General features: G+C 65.1%; 17 protein-coding genes, 1 tRNA gene and 1 pseudogene. 9 read left to right on the forward strand and 10 right to left on the reverse strand.

Annotation, left to right across the window (positions count from 1 at the left end; translation table 11 throughout):
• Positions 1-37: 37 nt before the first annotated feature.
• Entirely contained in the window at positions 38-1,900 is a 1,863-nt protein-coding gene (locus HTIA_RS13290) for a PINc/VapC family ATPase (RefSeq protein ID WP_008525467.1), read from the reverse strand.
• Between the two features lie 128 nt (positions 1,901-2,028).
• On the opposite strand from HTIA_RS13290, the gene HTIA_RS13295 reads away from it, so the two are divergent.
• The gene (locus tag HTIA_RS13295; RefSeq protein WP_008525465.1) at positions 2,029-3,219 is read left to right on the forward strand and encodes an AGE family epimerase/isomerase; all 1,191 of its coding nucleotides are present in this window, start codon (positions 2,029-2,031) and stop codon (positions 3,217-3,219) included.
• A 25-nt stretch (positions 3,220-3,244) separates the two neighbouring features.
• Here HTIA_RS13295 and HTIA_RS13300 read toward each other — a convergent pair whose 3' ends face one another.
• On the reverse strand, positions 3,245-4,423 hold the full coding sequence (locus HTIA_RS13300) for a M24 family metallopeptidase (protein WP_020936458.1): 1,179 nt from the start codon (positions 4,421-4,423) through the stop codon (positions 3,245-3,247).
• A 31-nt stretch (positions 4,424-4,454) separates the two neighbouring features.
• Positions 4,455-5,057, reverse strand: coding sequence for a TetR/AcrR family transcriptional regulator (locus HTIA_RS13305; RefSeq protein ID WP_008525460.1), 603 nt, complete (start codon positions 5,055-5,057; stop codon positions 4,455-4,457).
• 42 nt (positions 5,058-5,099) lie between these two features.
• On the opposite strand from HTIA_RS13305, the pseudogene HTIA_RS13310 reads away from it, so the two are divergent.
• Positions 5,100-5,999: pseudogene (locus tag HTIA_RS13310) on the forward strand (transposase); the annotation flags it as partial.
• A 90-nt stretch (positions 6,000-6,089) separates the two neighbouring features.
• Here HTIA_RS13310 and HTIA_RS13315 read toward each other — a convergent pair.
• Positions 6,090-6,989: a DUF5794 domain-containing protein gene (locus tag HTIA_RS13315; RefSeq protein WP_008525453.1), complete on the reverse strand. Its 900-nt coding sequence runs from the start codon at positions 6,987-6,989 to the stop codon at positions 6,090-6,092.
• A 495-nt stretch (positions 6,990-7,484) separates the two neighbouring features.
• On the opposite strand from HTIA_RS13315, the gene guaB reads away from it, so the two are divergent.
• Positions 7,485-8,972 carry an IMP dehydrogenase gene (guaB, locus tag HTIA_RS13325; RefSeq protein WP_008525451.1) on the forward strand — a complete coding sequence of 496 codons (1,488 nt, stop codon included), beginning with the start codon at positions 7,485-7,487 and terminating at the stop codon, positions 8,970-8,972.
• A gap of 26 nt (positions 8,973-8,998) precedes the next feature.
• On the opposite strand, the gene HTIA_RS13330 is transcribed toward guaB, so the two are convergent.
• The 4 genes from HTIA_RS13330 to HTIA_RS13345 form a co-directional block, all read right to left on the reverse strand.
• The gene (locus tag HTIA_RS13330; protein ID WP_008525450.1) at positions 8,999-10,006 is read right to left on the reverse strand and encodes an NAD(P)/FAD-dependent oxidoreductase; all 1,008 of its coding nucleotides are present in this window, start codon (positions 10,004-10,006) and stop codon (positions 8,999-9,001) included.
• Positions 10,007-10,323: 317 nt separating this feature from the next.
• Positions 10,324-10,398 (reverse strand) — tRNA-Met (locus HTIA_RS13335).
• Positions 10,399-10,469: 71 nt separating this feature from the next.
• A complete protein-coding gene (locus HTIA_RS13340; RefSeq protein WP_008525449.1) occupies positions 10,470-10,943 on the reverse strand; it encodes a GtrA family protein in 474 nt (157 codons plus the stop codon).
• Positions 10,940-11,710 carry a glycosyltransferase gene (locus HTIA_RS13345; protein ID WP_008525448.1) on the reverse strand — a complete coding sequence of 257 codons (771 nt, stop codon included), beginning with the start codon at positions 11,708-11,710 and terminating at the stop codon, positions 10,940-10,942. The genes HTIA_RS13340 and HTIA_RS13345 overlap by 4 nt, the downstream gene beginning before the upstream one ends.
• 126 nt (positions 11,711-11,836) lie before the next feature.
• Between HTIA_RS13345 and HTIA_RS13350 the strand changes: the two genes are divergently transcribed.
• Positions 11,837-14,086 (forward strand): DUF2298 domain-containing protein, encoded by a 2,250-nt coding sequence (locus HTIA_RS13350; RefSeq protein WP_008525447.1) that lies wholly within the window; start codon positions 11,837-11,839, stop codon positions 14,084-14,086.
• 8 nt (positions 14,087-14,094) lie between these two features.
• On the opposite strand, the gene HTIA_RS13355 is transcribed toward HTIA_RS13350, so the two are convergent.
• The gene (locus HTIA_RS13355) at positions 14,095-14,346 is read right to left on the reverse strand and encodes an HAH_0734 family protein (protein ID WP_044951209.1); all 252 of its coding nucleotides are present in this window, start codon (positions 14,344-14,346) and stop codon (positions 14,095-14,097) included.
• Positions 14,347-14,509: 163 nt separating this feature from the next.
• On the opposite strand from HTIA_RS13355, the gene HTIA_RS13360 reads away from it, so the two are divergent.
• The 5 genes from HTIA_RS13360 to HTIA_RS13380 are packed head-to-tail and all read left to right on the forward strand — an operon-like array spanning position 14,510 to position 16,701.
• The gene (locus tag HTIA_RS13360) at positions 14,510-14,791 is read left to right on the forward strand and encodes a 50S ribosomal protein L44e (RefSeq protein ID WP_008525445.1); all 282 of its coding nucleotides are present in this window, start codon (positions 14,510-14,512) and stop codon (positions 14,789-14,791) included.
• A gap of 2 nt (positions 14,792-14,793) precedes the next feature.
• The gene (locus HTIA_RS13365) at positions 14,794-14,967 is read left to right on the forward strand and encodes a 30S ribosomal protein S27e (protein ID WP_008525444.1); all 174 of its coding nucleotides are present in this window, start codon (positions 14,794-14,796) and stop codon (positions 14,965-14,967) included.
• Positions 14,964-15,764, forward strand: a complete 801-nt coding sequence (locus HTIA_RS13370) for a translation initiation factor IF-2 subunit alpha (RefSeq protein ID WP_008525443.1) — start codon at positions 14,964-14,966, stop codon at positions 15,762-15,764. The genes HTIA_RS13365 and HTIA_RS13370 overlap by 4 nt, the downstream gene beginning before the upstream one ends.
• A complete protein-coding gene (locus tag HTIA_RS13375) occupies positions 15,761-15,943 on the forward strand; it encodes an RNA-protein complex protein Nop10 (protein ID WP_008525441.1) in 183 nt (60 codons plus the stop codon). Before HTIA_RS13370 ends, HTIA_RS13375 begins: the two co-directional genes overlap by 4 nt.
• A 5-nt stretch (positions 15,944-15,948) precedes the next feature.
• A complete protein-coding gene (locus tag HTIA_RS13380) occupies positions 15,949-16,701 on the forward strand; it encodes a proteasome assembly chaperone family protein (RefSeq protein ID WP_008525439.1) in 753 nt (250 codons plus the stop codon).
• A 15-nt stretch (positions 16,702-16,716) separates the two neighbouring features.
• Here the strand turns inward: HTIA_RS13380 and HTIA_RS13385 are convergent, their stop codons facing one another.
• Complete coding sequence (locus HTIA_RS13385; RefSeq protein WP_008525437.1) at positions 16,717-17,892, reverse strand: pyridoxal-phosphate dependent enzyme; 1,176 nt, start codon at positions 17,890-17,892, stop codon at positions 16,717-16,719.
• Positions 17,893-17,972 lie beyond the last annotated feature (80 nt).

Raw genomic sequence — 17,972 nt, forward strand, 5'->3', positions numbered from 1 at the left:
AAAGGGACAGAGACGGTGAGTGCTGTACTGTCGTCGCTCAGGACGGCGAGACGACGATCTGCTGGCCCCGGTCGATCGCGCGTTCGAGTTCTTCGGCGATCGCACTTCCCCGGGAGACCTGAATCTCGCCGCCGCGGCTTACCGTTGCCGTAAAGAGGTACTCGCCGTCGGCCTGCACTTCGACCGTGTCACCGGCGTGACCCTCTGCCGGGACGATGACGTGACGAGACGTGATTTCCGGGGTGACCGCCACGCCTGCCGAATTGCTGTTTGGCGCACTTCCGGAACTCCCGGCTGTCGACCCGCGACGCTTCCCGCCCGGTCGTTCGTCGAACGTCCGGACGTCGATGTCGATGCCGAGACGGTTCTCGACGTCGCTGATTCGGCCACCGCCTTTGCCGATCACCTGGGAGATGTCCCGGTCCTCGACCCAGACGACCGCCCGATCGCGACCGCGGACTTCGACCTCGACGTGGCCGTCGGCGATCGACCGGATCTCGCGTTCGACCTCCTGGCGGGCGATCCGATCGACGCCGCTCTCGCTGTCCTCTCTGTCGCCGATCGGGACTGTCACAACCTGGCGGTTGAAGGTGTAGATCTCGTACTCGGGCCGGCCGGTCTCGAAGTCCTCGATGACGATCACTGGCCGCGCGAGGTCTTCCTCCATCAACCCCTCGGGGACCTTCACTTCCGTGGTGACGTCGTAGACGGTGTCGATCTCGCCGGCCTCGATGTAGACGACGGTGTCGACGACCTGGGGGATCATGCCAAGTTCTACCCGGCCGACCAGTCGCTGGAGTGCGTCGATGGCCCGCGTCGCGTGGACGACGCCGATCATGCCCACGCCGGCCAGGCGCATGTCCGCGAACACCTCGAAGTCGTCGGTCTTGCGCACCTCGTCGTAGATGGTGTAATCGGGTCGCACCATCAGCAAGGAGTCGGCCGTCCGCTCCATCGAGCCTGCGAGTTCGGTGTACTGGGTGACCTGCGGACCGACCTGGAGGTCGCGGGGCTTCTCCATCGTCTTGACCGAGTAGTCGGCGTCGGTCAGGAACTCGGCGACCGCCTGGGCGAAGGTGGACTTGCCGGCCCCCGGCGCACCCGAGATGAGGACGCCGCGCTGGCGTTCGACCAGCCGATCCCGGAGTTCGTCGGCGTACTCGTAATCCTCGAGGTCCGTCTTGACGATCGGCCGGACGGCCGTGATCTCAAGGCCGTCCGAGAAGGGCGGGCGGGCGATCGCGATCCGGTATTCGCGGAACTGGACGATACGCATTCCGGGTTCGTCGATCTCGATGAATCCGTCCGGGCTGGCGCGAGCGCTCTCCTCGATGTCGTGGGCGAACTCCTTGAGTTGGGCCTCGGTCGAGACCTCCTCGCGAATGCGCTCGTAGTGCATGTCGCCGATCGCCCCGCGCTTGGCCATCGGCGCGACGCCGACCTTGAGGTGGACGCTCATCGTCGTCTCGTCGAAGAAATGTCCGATATCGAGCGATTCGACGTCTCTGCCGACCGGTTCGATGAAGACGACGTCGAGCCCTTTCGCGCGGGCGACTTCGCTCTGGACGACGTCGCTGGTGACCAACGTCGCGCCCCGATCGTCGGCCAGGTCGCGGATCAGCGCGTCGACGTCGCCTTCGTCGGCGGCCCGTCGCTCGCTCGATTCGGGTCGCCGGCCGACGTACTCGACGTCGATCTCGCCGTCGTCTGCCAGGTCGGCGAGCCGTTGGAGCTCCTCGAGGCCGTCCCAGCCGGTCTGTCGCCCCTCGTTGGCCTGGGCTTCGAGTTCGCCGACGACTGCCTCCGGGACCGCGACCGTCGCGCCGGCGAATTCGCCGTCCGCGATGCGATCGGACACACGCCCGTCGATGACGACGCTCGTGTCCGGTACGATGTTCATATCGGAAGCTGGGGACGCGCCGGTGATAAACACAAGCATCCTTCGCGAGCCAGACTGGCCTGACACACGTCAGGCCGACCGTCCACAGCGCCGAAGTCTATTTGGGTTCCTCCCGCGAGTTAGGCAGTATGACAGACCGGTACAGACAGTCCGACTGGCTCGTCGATCGGCTTCGGAACGTCCTCCGGTTCTATTATCCCGCCGGTATCGACGACGAATACGGCGGCTACATCGCTCAACTCGACGAGGAGACCGGCGAAGTCTACGACGCTGAGTCGAAACACCTGGTCGCCACGACCCGCTACGTCGTGAACTTCTGTCTCGGGGATCGGTTCGACGGCGACGGGCCGTGGCTCGGGGCCGCCGAGCGCGGCGTCGAATTCCTTCGAGAGAGCCACTACGATCCAGAAACCGGTGGCTACGACTGGCTGCTCGAAGGCTCTGAGACGGTCGATCGACGACGCGTCTGCTACGGGCACGCTTTCGTCCTCCTTGCGTACGCCAGAGCACACGAGGCCGGCATAGACGCGGCTCGCGAGGGGATCGAGGAGACGTACGGTCTCCTGCTGGAGCACTTCTGGGAACCAGCGTATCACCTCTGTAAGAGCGAGTTCGACGGCGACTTCGATGACGCATCGGACTATCGCGGGCAAAACGCCAACATGCACACCTGCGAGGCGATGCTCGCCGCCCACGAGGCGACCGGCGAGGATCGGTATCTCGATCGCGCTCGCGAAATCGCCCACGCGCTCACCGTCGACCTGGCCGCCGAAGACGACGGCCGGTTGTGGGAACACTACACCGAGGAGTGGGACCACGACATGGATTACAATCGAGACAAACCGGCGGACCTCTTTCGCCCGTGGGGCTACCAGCCGGGCCATCACATCGAGTGGGCGAAGCTGCTGGCGATTCTGGACCGGTACGCCGACGTCGACTGGGCGATCGACCGCGCCGAGGAACTGTTCGAGATCGCCATCGAAGACGGGTGGGACGACGAATACGGCGGATTCTACTACACTTTCGACCGCGACGGCGAGCCGATCGTCGAAGACAAATACGGCTGGCCGGTCGCCGAGGGGATCGGCGCGGCCGCGGCGCTCTACGAGCGAACCGGTGACGAGGGCTACCTGGACTGGTACGACCGTCTCTGGGACTATGCTCAGGACTACCTGAGCGCCCCCGGCGGGAATTTCTACACCAAGTTGACGCGGGAGAACGAACCGGTCGAGACTGACGAAGGGCCAGCCGTCGAGCCCGGGTATCACCCGATCGGGGCCTGTTTCGAGGGGCTTCGGTCGCTGTCGGGCGATACGTAGGCGGCTCGACGCACCGCGCTCCCCGTCACTCGGCGGTGAGTTCGACGGGGTACTCGGTCAGGTTTTCCGCACCGTCTTCGGTGACGACCAGGAAATCCTCGATCCTGACGCCGCCGACGTCGGGATCGTAGAGCCCCGGTTCGATCGTAATGACGTGGCCGGGTTCGAGTTCGCCGCCACGCTGACTCACGCTCGGTTGCTCGTGGACCGCCAGCCCGACGCCGTGGCCGGTCGTGTGGATGAAGCCCGTCTCGGTACTCCCGTCGCTGCGCAGCGTCGGCAGGCCCGCGTCCTCGTAGACGTCACAGACAGCGTCGTGGACTTCAGCACCGGTGACACCCGGTTCGACCGCATCGATGGCTGCTTTCCGTGCTCGATCGGTCAGTTCGAACCACTCCTCGATCGTCTCGCTCGGCTCGCCGACCAGGAACGTCCGTGTCATGTCGGCGTGGTACTTCGTCGCCTTGTCCCGGGGGAAGATGTCGAGGATGATGGGTTCCTCGGCAAGGAGCGGACCGCTACCCTGGTCGTGGGGATCGGCGGCGTCCGCGCCGCAGGCGACGATCGTCTCGTCGAGCGCACACCCGTCTCTGAGGAGCGTCACCTCGATCTCCTCGCGGACGCGCTCGCTTGTCAGCACTTCGCCCTCGTGGACGAGTCGGCCCTCGTCGTCCACGCCAGCCCCCCTGATGAGGTCCTCGGCGGCGGCCATCGCGCGCTCGTTGGCTCGCTGGGCGGCCCGGACGTGCTCGATTTCTTCGTCCGTCTTTACGGCTCGGGCTTGCTCGATGGCGTCGTCGTGATCGACGACGACCTCGATACCCTGCTCGCGGAGTGCGTCCGCCGTTCCCGTCGGGAACCGTGGCGGAACGGCGACACTTTCGACGTCGTGATCGCGCAGGAATGCCGCTCGAACCTGGGCGGCCGCCTCGCGACGGCCGTGTTCCTCGAGACGTTGATCGTACGCGAAGTCGACGAAGCGCTCGACCGTATCGGCGCGCGCGTCCCGCTTCGCGCGGCCGAACTCCAGACTTCGAACGAACAGCAGGTGCGTACCGCCGGCGTACAGCGTCACGAACGGGTCGGGAGCGTCGAACCCGGAGAGGTACTGCTGGTTCGGATCGGTTCCGTCGGCGTCCAGAAGATAGCCGTCGGCGTCGAGTGCATCGAGGCGAGCGTCGACCGCTGAGAGGTCAGGATCCATGCCGTCGGTTCGGGCCGCGACCGCCAAAGGGCTACCGACCTTCGGCCAGCAACCGCGCCTCGACGTAGGCTTCGGCTTCCGCCCGCATCGACGAGAGATCGAGATCGGAGGTCACCTGCTCGGCCATCGCGCCGGATAGCATCGTATGCAACATGGTCGCCACCTGTTCGGGATCGACCTCCCGGAAGGTGCCGTCCTCGATGCCGTCGCGGATGACGTCAGCGAGTCGATCCCGGAAAAAGCGGTCGTGTTCGGTGAAGTGGCGACGGTACTCCTGGTCGGTGGCTGCCTGGGCACGCATCTCGGCCATCGCACGCTGAAACGCCATTGACTCTGGCGTCTCCTCGGCGAATATTCGGTCGAACAGGGTCAGCAATCGTTCGTCCGCGCTCGCCCCAGACTCAGTGCCCAGGCCAGCCTCAGCGTCCTCGAGCAGGTACGAGAGGAAGTCGACCAGAAGCTCGTCTTTCCCTTCGTAGTGGTGATAGAGTAGCGACGTGCTCTTCGGGAAGTGCTGGCCGATCCGGTCGATAGTCAGATCCGCATACCCGTGTTCGAGCAACGCCGCGTACGTCGCTTTCAGGATTTCGATACGCGTCTCCGCTGGGTCGTCAGGAAAGAGTCCCGATTGCATCGTTGGTGGTACTGTGTCGGGGTCCTCGATTAGTCTCCCGGTTTAGACCTGTGGCACGACGAGACGGACAGCACCTTCAGAGCTTCCCAACCCGTGACTGTTTCTGAGGAGACACGAGCGACTCCACTGGCTGATGAAACAGCCGCTCTGGACATTGGTGTAAACAATCTCGTCGCCTGTACCACGACGACCGGCGAGCAATACCTGTACGAAGGCCGCGAGTTGTTCCAGCGTTTGCGCGAGACGACACGGGAGGTCTCCCGGCTACAATCCAAACTCGAAGACGGACGATACAGTAGCGAGCGTATCCGGCGACTGTACCGAAAGCGAACCCGTCGTCGTGACCACGCCCAAGAAGCACTGTGTCGTGATTTGCTCGAACGGCTGTACGCCGAGGGCGTGGACACGGTGCATATCGGTGGCTTGACTGACGTGCTGGAGACGCACTGGTCGGTCGAGACGAACGCCAAGACCCACAACTTCTGGGCGTTCAAGCAATTCACTGATACTGCCGGCTGTAACAGACTGAAGGAATTCGCCACCCCGGTGTGGCGAATATCATTACGAACTTACAGCCGGCAGTATGAACGACTGGCCTGCACTGCCGAGGAATACGGCATCTCGATGGAAGTTCGGTCAGAGGCGTGGACCAGCCAAGAGTGCCCGCAGTGCGGTTCGACAGACCGAACGACACGGCATCAGGACACACTCACCTGTCCGTGTGGGTTCGAGGAGCACGCCAACCTCACGGCATCAGAGAGGTTCTTGGAGCGGCAGACAGAGGAAGCAGTCAGGCCGATGGCACGGCCCGTGTGGTTCGAGTGGGACGACCACGACTGGTCAGAGTTGTCATGCTCTCATCGTCCCAAAGAACAGCGCACAGACCAGAGTACCGCCCACCGTGACGGGAATATTGCCTCCGGGGAGTCTTGGGCCGGCTGAGACTCCCACGGAGGAAACCGCGCCGTCGTCGGGCAAGGCCCGACTGCCTGAGGGATCTTTGATCCCTCTCTGTTTACGGCGCGGGGGATGTCATATCCAGGGTAACTTCCCACGATCGTACTCCTGTTCGTCCCTGGAATCGCTCTCACTCGGAGTGTCGTCTTCCTGTCCGGAATCGGCTGCGTTGGCCGTACTCGATGCGTCCCCGCGACCGACTCCACCGTCGGTCGTCGGAATCGCGGTTTCTGGCGACCCGTCGCCGGTCTCGGGATCGATCGCGAGGAGGGCGGTCACACCGAGGACAGCCAGCGACAGCGGCGCTTCCGGGGGGACAAGTCCGTAGATCGACAGTGGCAGGACGCCGAGAGCGACTGCACTGCCGAAGCGGAAGCGGTCGATGTCGACCATCGTCCGGAGCCAGGGGCCAAGCGCCGCGATCAACAGGGCGAATGCGACACCGACGGCGGCGGCGGCCGTCCCGCGGACCACCAGCCCAGGGTCCGTCGCGAGGGCGAACTCTGCTCCCGACAGGTCGACGCTGGCGACGAGCCCGATGCCGATGACGACCGCTGGCCGAGGGAGGAACTCGCCGATCCGAGCACTCGCCGTCTTGGCTGCGATCGCGAGGATCACGAGGCCGGCGAACCGCTCGAAGACGGCCAGATCGAGGACGCTGCTGATGGTCGGTGCGAGCGTGGCCTCGACGGCCGCGATCGGCACCAACAGGATGCCGACGCCGAGGACGGCCACTATCTGCTCGCGGGGCGAGCCGTCCATGTCGGCGAGGATGACGGCGACGGTCGCACTCCCACCGAAGACGAGCAGGCCGATCTCGACGATCCCGACGACGTCGTCGACTGCTCCTGCGAGTATCAGTGCCGGGAACACGCCGTCGACCAGCGGAAGGATCATGACCGTCGCCAGGAGCCGCTGGGCACCGCCGACGCGTCGCTCGATGGCGAGCGCGATCGGATGCTGGGAGCTACTCATCAGGGACGCAGGCCGTCTCCCGTGGCCAGTGGGTACCTGGACCGTCTCCGGCATCGCTGAAGAACACCGTGACGGTCGTGCTCCGCCGGCTGCCAGTCGGTGACAGCGTCGAAATTAAATGTCCCCATCGACTTCCCTGTATTACTCATCGCTTCGGTAGCCGCAGGCTGCTCACAGGCGATCCGCGAGTTGATGGGGATGGCGGAAGCCATATGAAAAACCACGAAGGATAGAAGTAAAAACGTTGTGTGAGACGCGCCCGCAAGCGACGCGATCTATGGGAAATTCCCGCATAATGCGTGAATAGCAACTCTATTGTCCGTATTTATGACTGAATGTAGAAATACGCGGGCGGAAAGCAGACTGGAGCTGGACATTTGCTTGTTCGATCATTATGTTTTGGGGTGTTCGGCCCAGGAGTCAACCGGCGGCTGGACGCAACTGGGGTCGGCGGGAACTCGCAACGCTTTTGGCCCACGCTGTGCGACCGCTTACATGGCGAAGAACGATCGACCGTTTTCCGCGAAACTCGAGGTACCGGAAGCGCTGACCTTCGACGACGTCCTGTTGCGACCCAAGGAGAGTCGCGTGGAACCGGACGACGCGGCGACTGAGACGCACGTCTCGAAGAACGTCTCGCTGAACGTCCCCGTTCTCTCGGCGGCGATGGACACCGTCACCGAGAGCGAGATGGCGATCGCGATGGCCCGCCACGGCGGACTCGGCGTCATCCATCGGAATATGGACGTCGACCGGATGGTCACCGAGATCGAACGCGTCAAGCGTGCCGACGAGCTCATCATTCGAGACGTCGTCACCGCTGACCCGGACCAGACTGTCAGTGAGGTCGACGCGATGATGCAACGGGAGGGCGTCAGTGGGGCGCCCGTCGTCGGCGACGACGACGAGGTTCTGGGCATCATCTCGGCGACGGACATCCGGCCGTACCTGGAGGTTGGTGATTCCGACGCCGTCAGCGAGGCCATGACCGACGAGGTCATCACCGCCGACGCGGACGTCTCTCCACGGGAGGCGCTCGAACTCATGTACGAGCACAAGATCGAGCGCGTCCCGATCGTCGACGACGGGGACCGCCTCATCGGGCTCGTGACCATGCAGGGCATCCTCCAGCGTCGCGAGTTCGATCAGGCCGCCCGCGACGAGAACGGTCGCCTCCGGTGTGGCGTCGCCGTCGGCCCCTTCGAGGAAGACCGAGCCAAGGCAGCCGACGACGCTGGTGCGGACGTCATCTTCATCGACTGCGCGCACGCGCACAATCTCGACGTCGTCGATACCGCTCGTGATATCAAGGCCGACGTCGACGCTGACGTCGTGGTCGGCAACATCGGCACCCGGGAAGCCGCCGAGGCGCTTGCCGACTTCGCCGACGGACTCAAGGTCGGGATCGGCCCGGGTAGCATCTGTACGACGCGGATCGTCTCCGGGTCGGGGATGCCCCAGCTATCGGCCGTCGCCGAGGTCGCGGACGTCGCGGCCGAGCACGACGTCCCCGTCATTGCGGACGGTGGCATCCGCTACTCCGGCGACGCGATCAAGGCCATCGGGGCCGGCGCTGACGCCGTGATGCTCGGGTCGTACTTCGCGGGTACCGACGAGGCTCCGGGTCGCATCATCACGCGCAACGGCAAGAAGTACAAGCAGTACCGCGGGATGGGCAGCGTCGGTGCGATGAAATCCGGCGGTGGCGAACGATACCTCAAGGACGTCGAAGATCAGGACGAGGAAGACTACGTCCCGGAGGGTGTCGAGGCCGCAACCCCCTATCAGGGACCGGTCGAGAACGAACTCCACCAGATGGTCGGCGGGATGCAGTCCGGCATGGGCTACGTCGGTGCGAGTTCGATCCCTGAATTCAAAGAGCGCGCCGAATTCGTCCGCGTCTCCAGTGCCGGCCAACAGGAGAACCACCCACACGACGTCCTCATCACCGACGAAGCACCGAACTACAGTCCTGGCGAGTGACGACGGGGCAGTAGCGGAAAAACGACTTACTGCAGCTTTCGCCCGGCGGACAGGCCACTCCTGAGTGCCGCGCGTGTCCGCCCGATGCCGTTGACCCAGTCTCCGGCGATCGCCAAGTCAGACTCGAGCGCCTGTTCGATCAGTTCTCCGTCCGGCCTCCGCGTGGGGATCGCGTCGCCCCAGCGCTGGTACTCCCACCAGTTCGGATCGACGATCCGGTCGTCGCCGATGAGTTCCCTGGCTCGATGGGTCGCGGCCTCGGCGGCAGCGGCCGGCGACGTCTGTGGGTGGGTGACGACCCAGCTCGGGCCGAACTGGACGACGATCACCGTCTCGCCGTCCGGGACGTGGCCTGGCTTGTGGCGCTCGTTGGACACCCACGCCACGTCGTAGACACTCTCCTCGCTGACGAGTCCGAAGTACGGCGTCTCCAGCTCGAAGGCGAAGTGAAGCGCGACGGTGTCCATCGTCCGGTAGGGGATCTGGTTGATGGCGATGGCTAACTCCTCGCGCAGCGGCGCGTCCCAGTCGGCGGTCTCGAGCAGCACTGACGCCGATGCCGTGGGCACCGCGAGCACGACCTCGTCGAATTCCCGATCGCCCTCCTCAGTCGTGAGTCGCCAGCCATCGTCGAGTCGTTCGAGGTGTGTGACGCCGACTCCCTCTTTCAGTGTCGCGCCACTGGCGTCGATCATGCCCCGGACGATCTCGTCGAGCCCGCCACGACCCGTCCATCGCGAGTTCTGCGGTGTCTCGCCCGCGGTGACCTCCCCCGCGGCGTCGAAGCGCCAGACCGGCGGTTCGATCTCGACGAGGTCGCTCCTGGCGGCGTCTCTGACGATTTCTTCGAGGTCCGGATCGCCGACTTCGAGGTAATTCGCCCCGAAGTCGAAGACACATCCGTTTCGCCGTCGACTCGCCATCCGCCCCCCAACCCTGTCCATCTCGTAGACGGTGACGTCGGCGTCACTCAACGCGTAAGCTGCGCCGGCTCCGGCGATCCCGCCACCGACAATCCCGATTTCGTCGCTCATAGTAGCTCTTCGCCGGCGGGTACCTAAAAGTCGGGCTTGCAGGCAGGTACTGTCCCATTTCGTCTACAACCGGTTGTTGTCGTCGTTGCGCGCCAGAAGTAGCGGGAGGTGGATCTGAACCACGGTCGTTCCGCATTCGCTCCACTCCCTGCTTCAAATCCACTCGTATACGATTTGCTGCTCACGGACTTGTTCGCAGCAAAATAGTAGCGGGAGGCGGATTTGAACCACGCGAAACGCTCGCTACGCTCGCGTTTCTCTATTTCAAAACCACTCTATACGATTTGCTGCTCACGGACTTGTTCGCAGCAAAATAGTAGCGGGAGGTGGATTTGAACCACCGATCTGCGGGTTATGAGCCCGCCGGAATCTCCTAGCTATCCCATCCCGCTACCCCATTGTACCCTCGGTCGTCAATTAAGGGTTGTGATTCGGATGCCGTCCGTTAATTCCTCCCGTGGATCTAGGCCCGGTCTTCCTGATGGACTCGCCAGGTGAACAGACTCTCGAAAACGTAGTTTACCGTCATCGCCACCGCGATCGCGATCGGACTCGCCGCCAGGAACCACAGGTCCACGTCGAAGACGACCAGCGTTATGGCCAACTGCTGAGTGAGGACCCAGTAGACGCCCAGTTGAACCGCCACACCGCCCGACCTGACGAGGTGTGAGCGCACCAGCCGACCCAGAATTGACCGCGGGCGTCGCTCTCCTTCCCGGGCGAACGTCCAGCGGTCGTTGACGGCGAACATCACCAGGATCGCTGCCTCGATACCGGCAGCCTTCGCCCACATCTCGGGGACGCCGGCTCCGAGACGTAATCCGGCCAGGACCGCGTTGTCGACAACTGCGCCGACGACGCCGACTGACGCGAACTTGCCGAAGCGGACGCCCGACAGCAGCGCGCCGACCGTCCGTCCCGCACTGGGATCCGTCATATATCCTCCCGGTAGACGAGCGCACTCTCGTCGCCCCGGTGGATCGAACCCGGCGCAGACGGACGGTCCGCTGCGAGCTTGGCTGCCCGCCGACGCGCTGCGAGCAGGGTCCGGGCGAGCGACAGCGACGTCCGGACCGGCGAGACCGTCGACCCAGGCTGGTCGACCCACGTGACCGGCACCTCCGTGATTCGAAGGTCCAGCGCCCCCGCGATCGCGACCAACTCGACGTCCCAGGCAAACCCGGGCTCGAAGATGTGCTCGCGAACTGATTCCCAGGCTGATTCCGAGATCGCCTTCGCTCCACACTGATAATCGTACAGCCGCGCTTCGAGGGATCGTCGCGCCAGCCAGGCGAACCCGTCGCCCAGAAATCGCCGGCCGAGCGTCTGATGGCTCGTGACGTTCGCGTCCGGATGGCGACGCGACCCGACAGCGAGATCCGCTCGCTCCGCGAGGACGGGGCCGAGGACATCAGCAAAATCGTCGGCAGGTACCGACCCGTCCGCGTCCGCGAACGCGAGCACTCCGGTATCGAGACTCTCGAACCCGGCGGTGATCGCGGCCCCTTTCCCACGTCGATACGGGACCGCGTTGACGCGGGCGGGGAGGTCTCGGAGCCGCTCGGCTGTCTCCGCGCTGGCCGCGTCGAGTTCGATCAGGAGGGCGTCGGGATCGATGGTCGATCGGAGGGTCTGAACGTACGATTCGAGCGCGGGGACGTCGGGGCGGTAGGCCGGCACGACGACACCGACGGACCGACTCATTGCCGAAGCGTTCGAGGGAACGACCAAAAGCCGTTTGGGTTCGACACTCGCGTCGCTTCCGACGCTGGGTCCTCTGGTCGGTTGATGACACAAGACGTTTAGGCGAGTTCGGCGTTCTCCCGCGTGATGGAGTTCGGGCTCGTCCTGACGTGGCTTGCGGTCTACCTCGTAGTGCTGTTTGTCGGATTTATCATCACGCGCGCGGTGCTGGCCGGACTGGCTGACGAGGGGGCCGGGATTGCCCTTCCGGCTGCACTGGCGATCGTCTGGGTGGTGACGTACCTTCTCGGCCACGTCTCGCTCCCAATCGGGCTGTGGGCTGGACTCGCGACGCTCGCGGCCGTGGCTGTCCTCGCCCGACGCAGGCGGACAGGTCGGATCGACCTCTCCCCTTTCCTGGAGACCGCGGCAGTGTTTACGGTGGCGTTCCTCCTTCTGGTCGCGATCCGGGCATTCGACCCCGCTGTCCACCCCGGCGGGGGCGAGAAGTTCCTCGATTTCGGCCTCCTTCGGTCGCTGTTGCGTGGGTCGACGCTGCCACCCGCGGACTTCTGGTTCGCCGGCGAACCCGTCCAGTACTACTACGGTGGCCACCTGCTCGCGTCGATGCTCGCCCGGCTGACGGGGACAGCCGGCCGATACGCGTACAACCTCGCCCTCGCCGGCTTCTACGCGATGGTGGTGACCGCAGCCTACGGACTGGCGAAGAACGTCGCTGTCGACCGCGAGCTTCCGGGACGGCTGGCCGGTGGGCTCGGGGCCTTTTTCGTCGGGGTTGCGAGCAACCTCGTGCCGGCCGGTCAGCTCGTCGTCCTCGCGCTTCCCGCCGGGCTCTCGGCACGGCTGGCTGAGACGGCCGGCTTCGACCTCGAGGGACTCGCGACCGGGCTCGCGAACTTCGATTACTGGACGGCGAGCCGGGTAATTCCGGGGACGATCAACGAGTTCCCGGTGTTCGCCTGGCTCAACGGCGACATGCACGCTCACATGACGAGCACGCCGTTCCTGTTGCTCGCGGCGACGCTGCTGTATGGCTACTACCGGACGCCCGCCGACCAGCGAATGCGCCGACTGGGGTTGCTCTCCGCGCTCGGTCCCCTGGCGGCGATGCTCGCCGTCGTCAACACCTGGTCGTTCCCGTCGGTGGGCGGACTCACCGTCTTGACCGTGGCGCTCGCGCCCGCGAGCCCCCAATCGCTGCTTCCCGCTCACTTCTCCCAGCGGCTGGCCTCGAAGGACTGGTGGCGACGCGAGACGGTCCGACACTTCCTTGCAGTTGCGGCCGGGACCGCCGTACTCGCAATCGGGTTCGCCCTCTCAGTTCCCTTCTGGCTTGCCGCGGCCAGTGGCGGCCAGGGGATCGGCCTGTTCCCGCCCCGGAGCGGTCTCGGACCGCTGTTGCTCGTCCACGGTGCGTTCCTGGTGGCGTTCGGACTCTACTTCGCACGTTACACTATGCCACACCTGAACCGCCCGTGGGAGATCGTGGGGCTGGTTGTGGCGCTGTTGGTCGTGACTCTGCTGGCCGACGCCCCGGCCGTCGCGCTCTTCGGGACGCTGATTCTCGGCGGGTGGGCCCTTCGGCGGATCGATGCCCACGCGGACGGCCCGACGCCTGGCTTCGAGACAATTTTGATCGTGGCCGGGGCGGGCCTGGCACTGCTCGTCGAGTTCGTCTTCGTTCGCGAGCACGCCGGGCCAGGCCGGATGAACACCGTCTTCAAGGTCTACGCCCAGGTCTGGATTCTCTGGAGTGCGGCGATCGGTGTCGTCCTCGCCGGGCTCGTCGCTGACCGGCGACCCTCGATCGGCCTCAGACGTGTGGGCTGGCGACGCGGGTTCGCCGTCCTGACGGCCGCACTCGTTCTCGTCACCGGCATCTACGGCGGACTGGCGCTGTCACAGCACTTCGCCAATGGACCAACGGGGACCGCCACGGGGGAGCCGACGCTCGACGCCCTGGCGTTCGTCGAGGCGGACCATCCCGGAGAAGCGCCGGCGATCCGCTGGCTCGACGATCTCGAGGGCCAGCCCACCATTGTCTCTCGCCCCGGAACCGATATCTACCGGTGGGTCAACGGGCCGTCGAGTCTGACTGGTATCCCGACAGTCGCTGGCTGGGTCCACGAGACCGGGTATCGGGAGCCCGCCGCCTACTGGAAGCGCGTCGACGACGTCGAGCAAATTTTCACGGGCGAGCCGGCGGTCCAGCGCGGCCTGCTGGCCGCTTACGGCGTCGAGTATATTTACGTCGGGCCACTCGAACGGGGGGCCTACGACGAGATCACGGTAGATCGAATCGACGCCGTGACGGTCGCAGAATCCTGGAACGAGGTGACGATATATCGCGTCGATCAGAACGCACTCCCGTCCTGACTGATCGCTCAGGCGGCCTCGACGACCGTGATCGTCTCGGCGTCCGCTGAAAGCGTCTCCATGTGCATCGGGATGTAGTTCCGGCGTTCGAAGTCCTCGCGTTCGTCCTCGCTGCCGACGGTACACCACAGCTGGGGCCGGTCGGGGCCGTGCCAGTCGCCCTGGCGGTTGATCCCGAAGCAGACGTACTCCTCGCCCTCGTACTCGATGACGGCGTCCTTGCGGATGCCGGGGTCGCCGTGGATGATGAGTCGCTTCATGCCGTCGACTTCGACCATTCCGGCATTAAGCGCTTCGGAGCATGCAGTCCGCACCTGGAGACCAACGACGCCACGTGTCTGCTTCACACTCACGTCCGGCGCTCGCGTGGAACCAAACGGGTTTTAAGCCGGGCTGTCTAACTCTCCGGCAAGGTAGATATCCATGCAGATGCCACGCCGGTTTAACACCTACTGTCCGCATTGCAACGAGCACCACGAGCACGAGGTCGAGCGGGTCCGACAGGGACGGACGACCGGGATGACGAAGGTCAACGGTCGCCAGCGCGAGCGCCAGTCCGGGATCGGGAACGACGGCAAGTTCTCGAAGGTCCCCGGTGGCGACAAGCCGACGAAGAAGACCAACCTCACGTACCGTTGCTCGGAGTGTGGGAACGCCCACCTTCGCGAGGGATGGCGCGCCGGCCGCATCGAGTTCCAGGAGTAACGATGCCGGGGAACTTCTACAGCGTCCGATGCCCGGACTGTGAGAACGAACAGGTCGTCTTCGGCAAGGCAGCGAGTGAAGTCGTCTGTGCCGTCTGTGGGAACACGCTCGTCCGACCGACCGGTGGAAAAGCCACCATCGAAGGCGACGTACTCGAGACGGTCGAACAACGATGAAGTTCAGCGGCTGGCCCGAACCCGGCGAACTCGTCGTCGGACGTGTCGACGAGATCGAGGACTTCGGCGTCTTCGTCGACCTCTTAGAGTACGAGGACAAGCGCGGGCTGGCCCACATCAGCGAGGTCGCCTCGGGCTGGATCAAGAACGTCCGCGACCACGTCAACGAGGGCCAGACCGTCGTCGCGAAGGTGCTCGACGTCGACGAGGACGCCCAGCAGATCGACCTCTCGATCAAGGACGTCAACGACCACCAGCGCAAGGACACCATCCAGGAGTGGAAAAACGAGCAGAAGGCCGACAACTGGATGACCATCGCCTTCGGCGAGGACCTCGAAGCCGACCGGTATGCCGCCATCGCCGAGGAACTCATCGCCGGGTTCGGCTCGATGTACGACGGCTTCGAGCAGGCAGCTATCCACGGGACGGACGCACTCGAGGAGACTGACCTCGCTGACGACGAGATCGACGCGATTGTCGAGGCGGCACGCGAGAACGTCTCGGTCCCGTACGTCAACGTCACGGGCTACGTCGACCTTCGTTGCCCCGAGAGCGACGGCGTCGACGCGATCAAGGAGGCGATGCAGGCCGCCGAGGGGAACGGCGAACTTCCGGAGGAGATCGAACTCGCGGTCACCTACGTCGGGGCACCCGAGTACCGGATCGAGGTGCAGGCCCCTGACTACAAGACCGCCGAGTCTCAACTCGAAGCGAGCGCAGACCGCGCCGCGACGGCGATCGAGTCTTGCGGTGGCTCCGCCGAATTCCACCGCGAGCGCACCACCGACGAGGAATGAAGGCAGACATCCGGGTGTGTTCGGCGTGGCGCGACCGCCACGACCGTCCGGTGTACACGCTCGGTGAGGTCTGCCCCGAGTGTGGCGCGGCGACCGAAAACGCCGTTCCGGCTCCCTTTTCGCCCGAAGATCACTACGGCGAGTATCGACGCGCTCTTAAACGACGACGCCGGCAGTAGGCGGTATGGACGACTACGAGGTCGAGGTTCTCGACGATGTCGAACTCGACGAACCGGTGCTGGTCGAGGGGTTGCCCGGCGTGGGTCACGTGGGAAAACTTGCGGCCGAACACTTACTCGAAGAACTCGAGAGCACGCCGGTCAGGCGCGTCTACTCGACGCACTTCCCGCCACAAGTCAGCGTCGAGGACGGCGTCGAACTCGCGAGCGCGACGTTTCACGCCGTGACGCCCGAGGACGGCCAGGACATGCTCGTCCTCTCGGGCGACCATCAGGCCCAGGACAACACCGGCCACTACGGCCTGGTCGATACGTTCCTCGACGTCGCCGAAGACTTCGACGTCGAGCGGCTCGTCGCGCTGGGCGGCGTCCCGACGGGCGAACTCATCGAGGAGTACGACGTCATCGGCGCGGTCACGACCGAGGACCTGGAGACAGAGCTCTCGGAAGCCGGCGTCGACTTCCGGGAGAACGAACCCGCCGGCGGGATCGTCGGCGTCTCTGGGCTCCTGCTCGGGATGGGCCAGCGCCGGGAGTGGCCGGCCGCCTGTCTGATGGGCGAGACCTCCGGGTATCTCGTCGATCCCAAGAGCGCCCAGGCGGTCCTCGAGATCCTCCAGGACGTCCTCGGGTTCGAGGTCGATTATGCCTCTCTCGAAGAGCGCGCCGACGAGATGGAGGAGGTCGTCCGGAAGATCCAGGAGATGGAACAGGGTGCGCCCAGCACGCCCGACGAGGACCTCCGGTATATCGGCTGAGGGCGGCTTTCGACCCTAGATCCCGCGGCTCATCAACTGACTCCGCAGGATGTCACTCTCGGCAGCGGCGGCGAGCGGATCGACGACCAGGACGGACACGTCCGATCCGAGCGCTCCTTGCTCGGCCAGCGTCGTTGCCCCTGCTAATGCGACACCGCCAGTCGCACTGACTTCGACGCCGGTCGTGGCGTTGGCGTCGACGGCGGCCGCGAGCGCGTCGTCGTCCGGCACGGCGACGGCATCGCCGTCGCTGGCCGCAAGCGCGTCGAGCGCGAGCGATCCGACGGCGGGGTCGGGAATTTCGAGGGGGCCGATCACGCTGTCGGGCGTGTCCCAGGGCTCGATCTCCCCCTCGGCTTCGTGGGCAGTGACGATCGGCGCACATCCCTTCGGCTGTGCCGCGTACAGTTCGGGCAGTGAGTCGAGTCGCTCCATCTCCTTGAGGGCTGACAGGCCGGCGAAGAAACCGGCGAGTCGCGTCCCATGGCCGACGGGCACGACGACGGCGTCGGGCGAGTTCGGCTGCTTGCCGAACAGATCCCACGCGAGCGTCGCTGCGCCGAGTTGTCGAAACGGAGAGTCCGGACCGATCTGGAATCCCTCGGTGTCGGCACTGTCGTAGGCGGCCGCTGCGTCGGCGTACCGCCCCTCGACGACCGAAAGATCCCCGCCGTGGACGTTCGTCATCGCCTTCTCGAGGAACGCCGTCCGAGAGGGGACGTACGCAAGCGATTCGAGGCCGGCACGACCGGCGTAGGCGGCGGCCGACCGTGCAGCGTTGCCCGTCGAGGGCAGGACGACGCGCTCGGCGTCACGCTCGGCGGCGACCGAGACAGCAACTGCAAGTTCTCGATCCACGGCGCTGCCGGTCGGGTTGCGTCCCTCGTCGGCGATCCGGACGCTCTCGACGCCGAGTTCGGAGGCCAGTGACGGTGCGTCGACGACAGTTCGTCCGCCTGCACCGAGCGAGACGACCCGCGAATCCGAGTCGAATCCGATCGCCGGGGCGAAACGGTCGATTCCGGTTGCATCGTGCGTTCTTGCATCGAGGGCCTTTGCAAGCGCCCCGGGATCGAACGCGGGCGTGACTGGGTCGCCACAGTCGGGACAGGTCGTCTCGACGTCGTCCGGAGCGTGAGTTCTCCCGCACGTCGGGCAGTCGAAGCCGGCGAGCGCGCCGTCGGTGTGCATGTCCGTTCGTCAGGCCGCCCCGCTAAAGTGTGGTCCGGTCACCAGTGTGGTCCGGTCACAGACGTGTGCCGACTGTCCCC

Origin of the sequence: Halorhabdus tiamatea SARL4B (genome assembly GCF_000470655.1) — an archaeon.
GTDB lineage: Archaea > Halobacteriota > Halobacteria > Halobacteriales > Haloarculaceae > Halorhabdus > Halorhabdus tiamatea.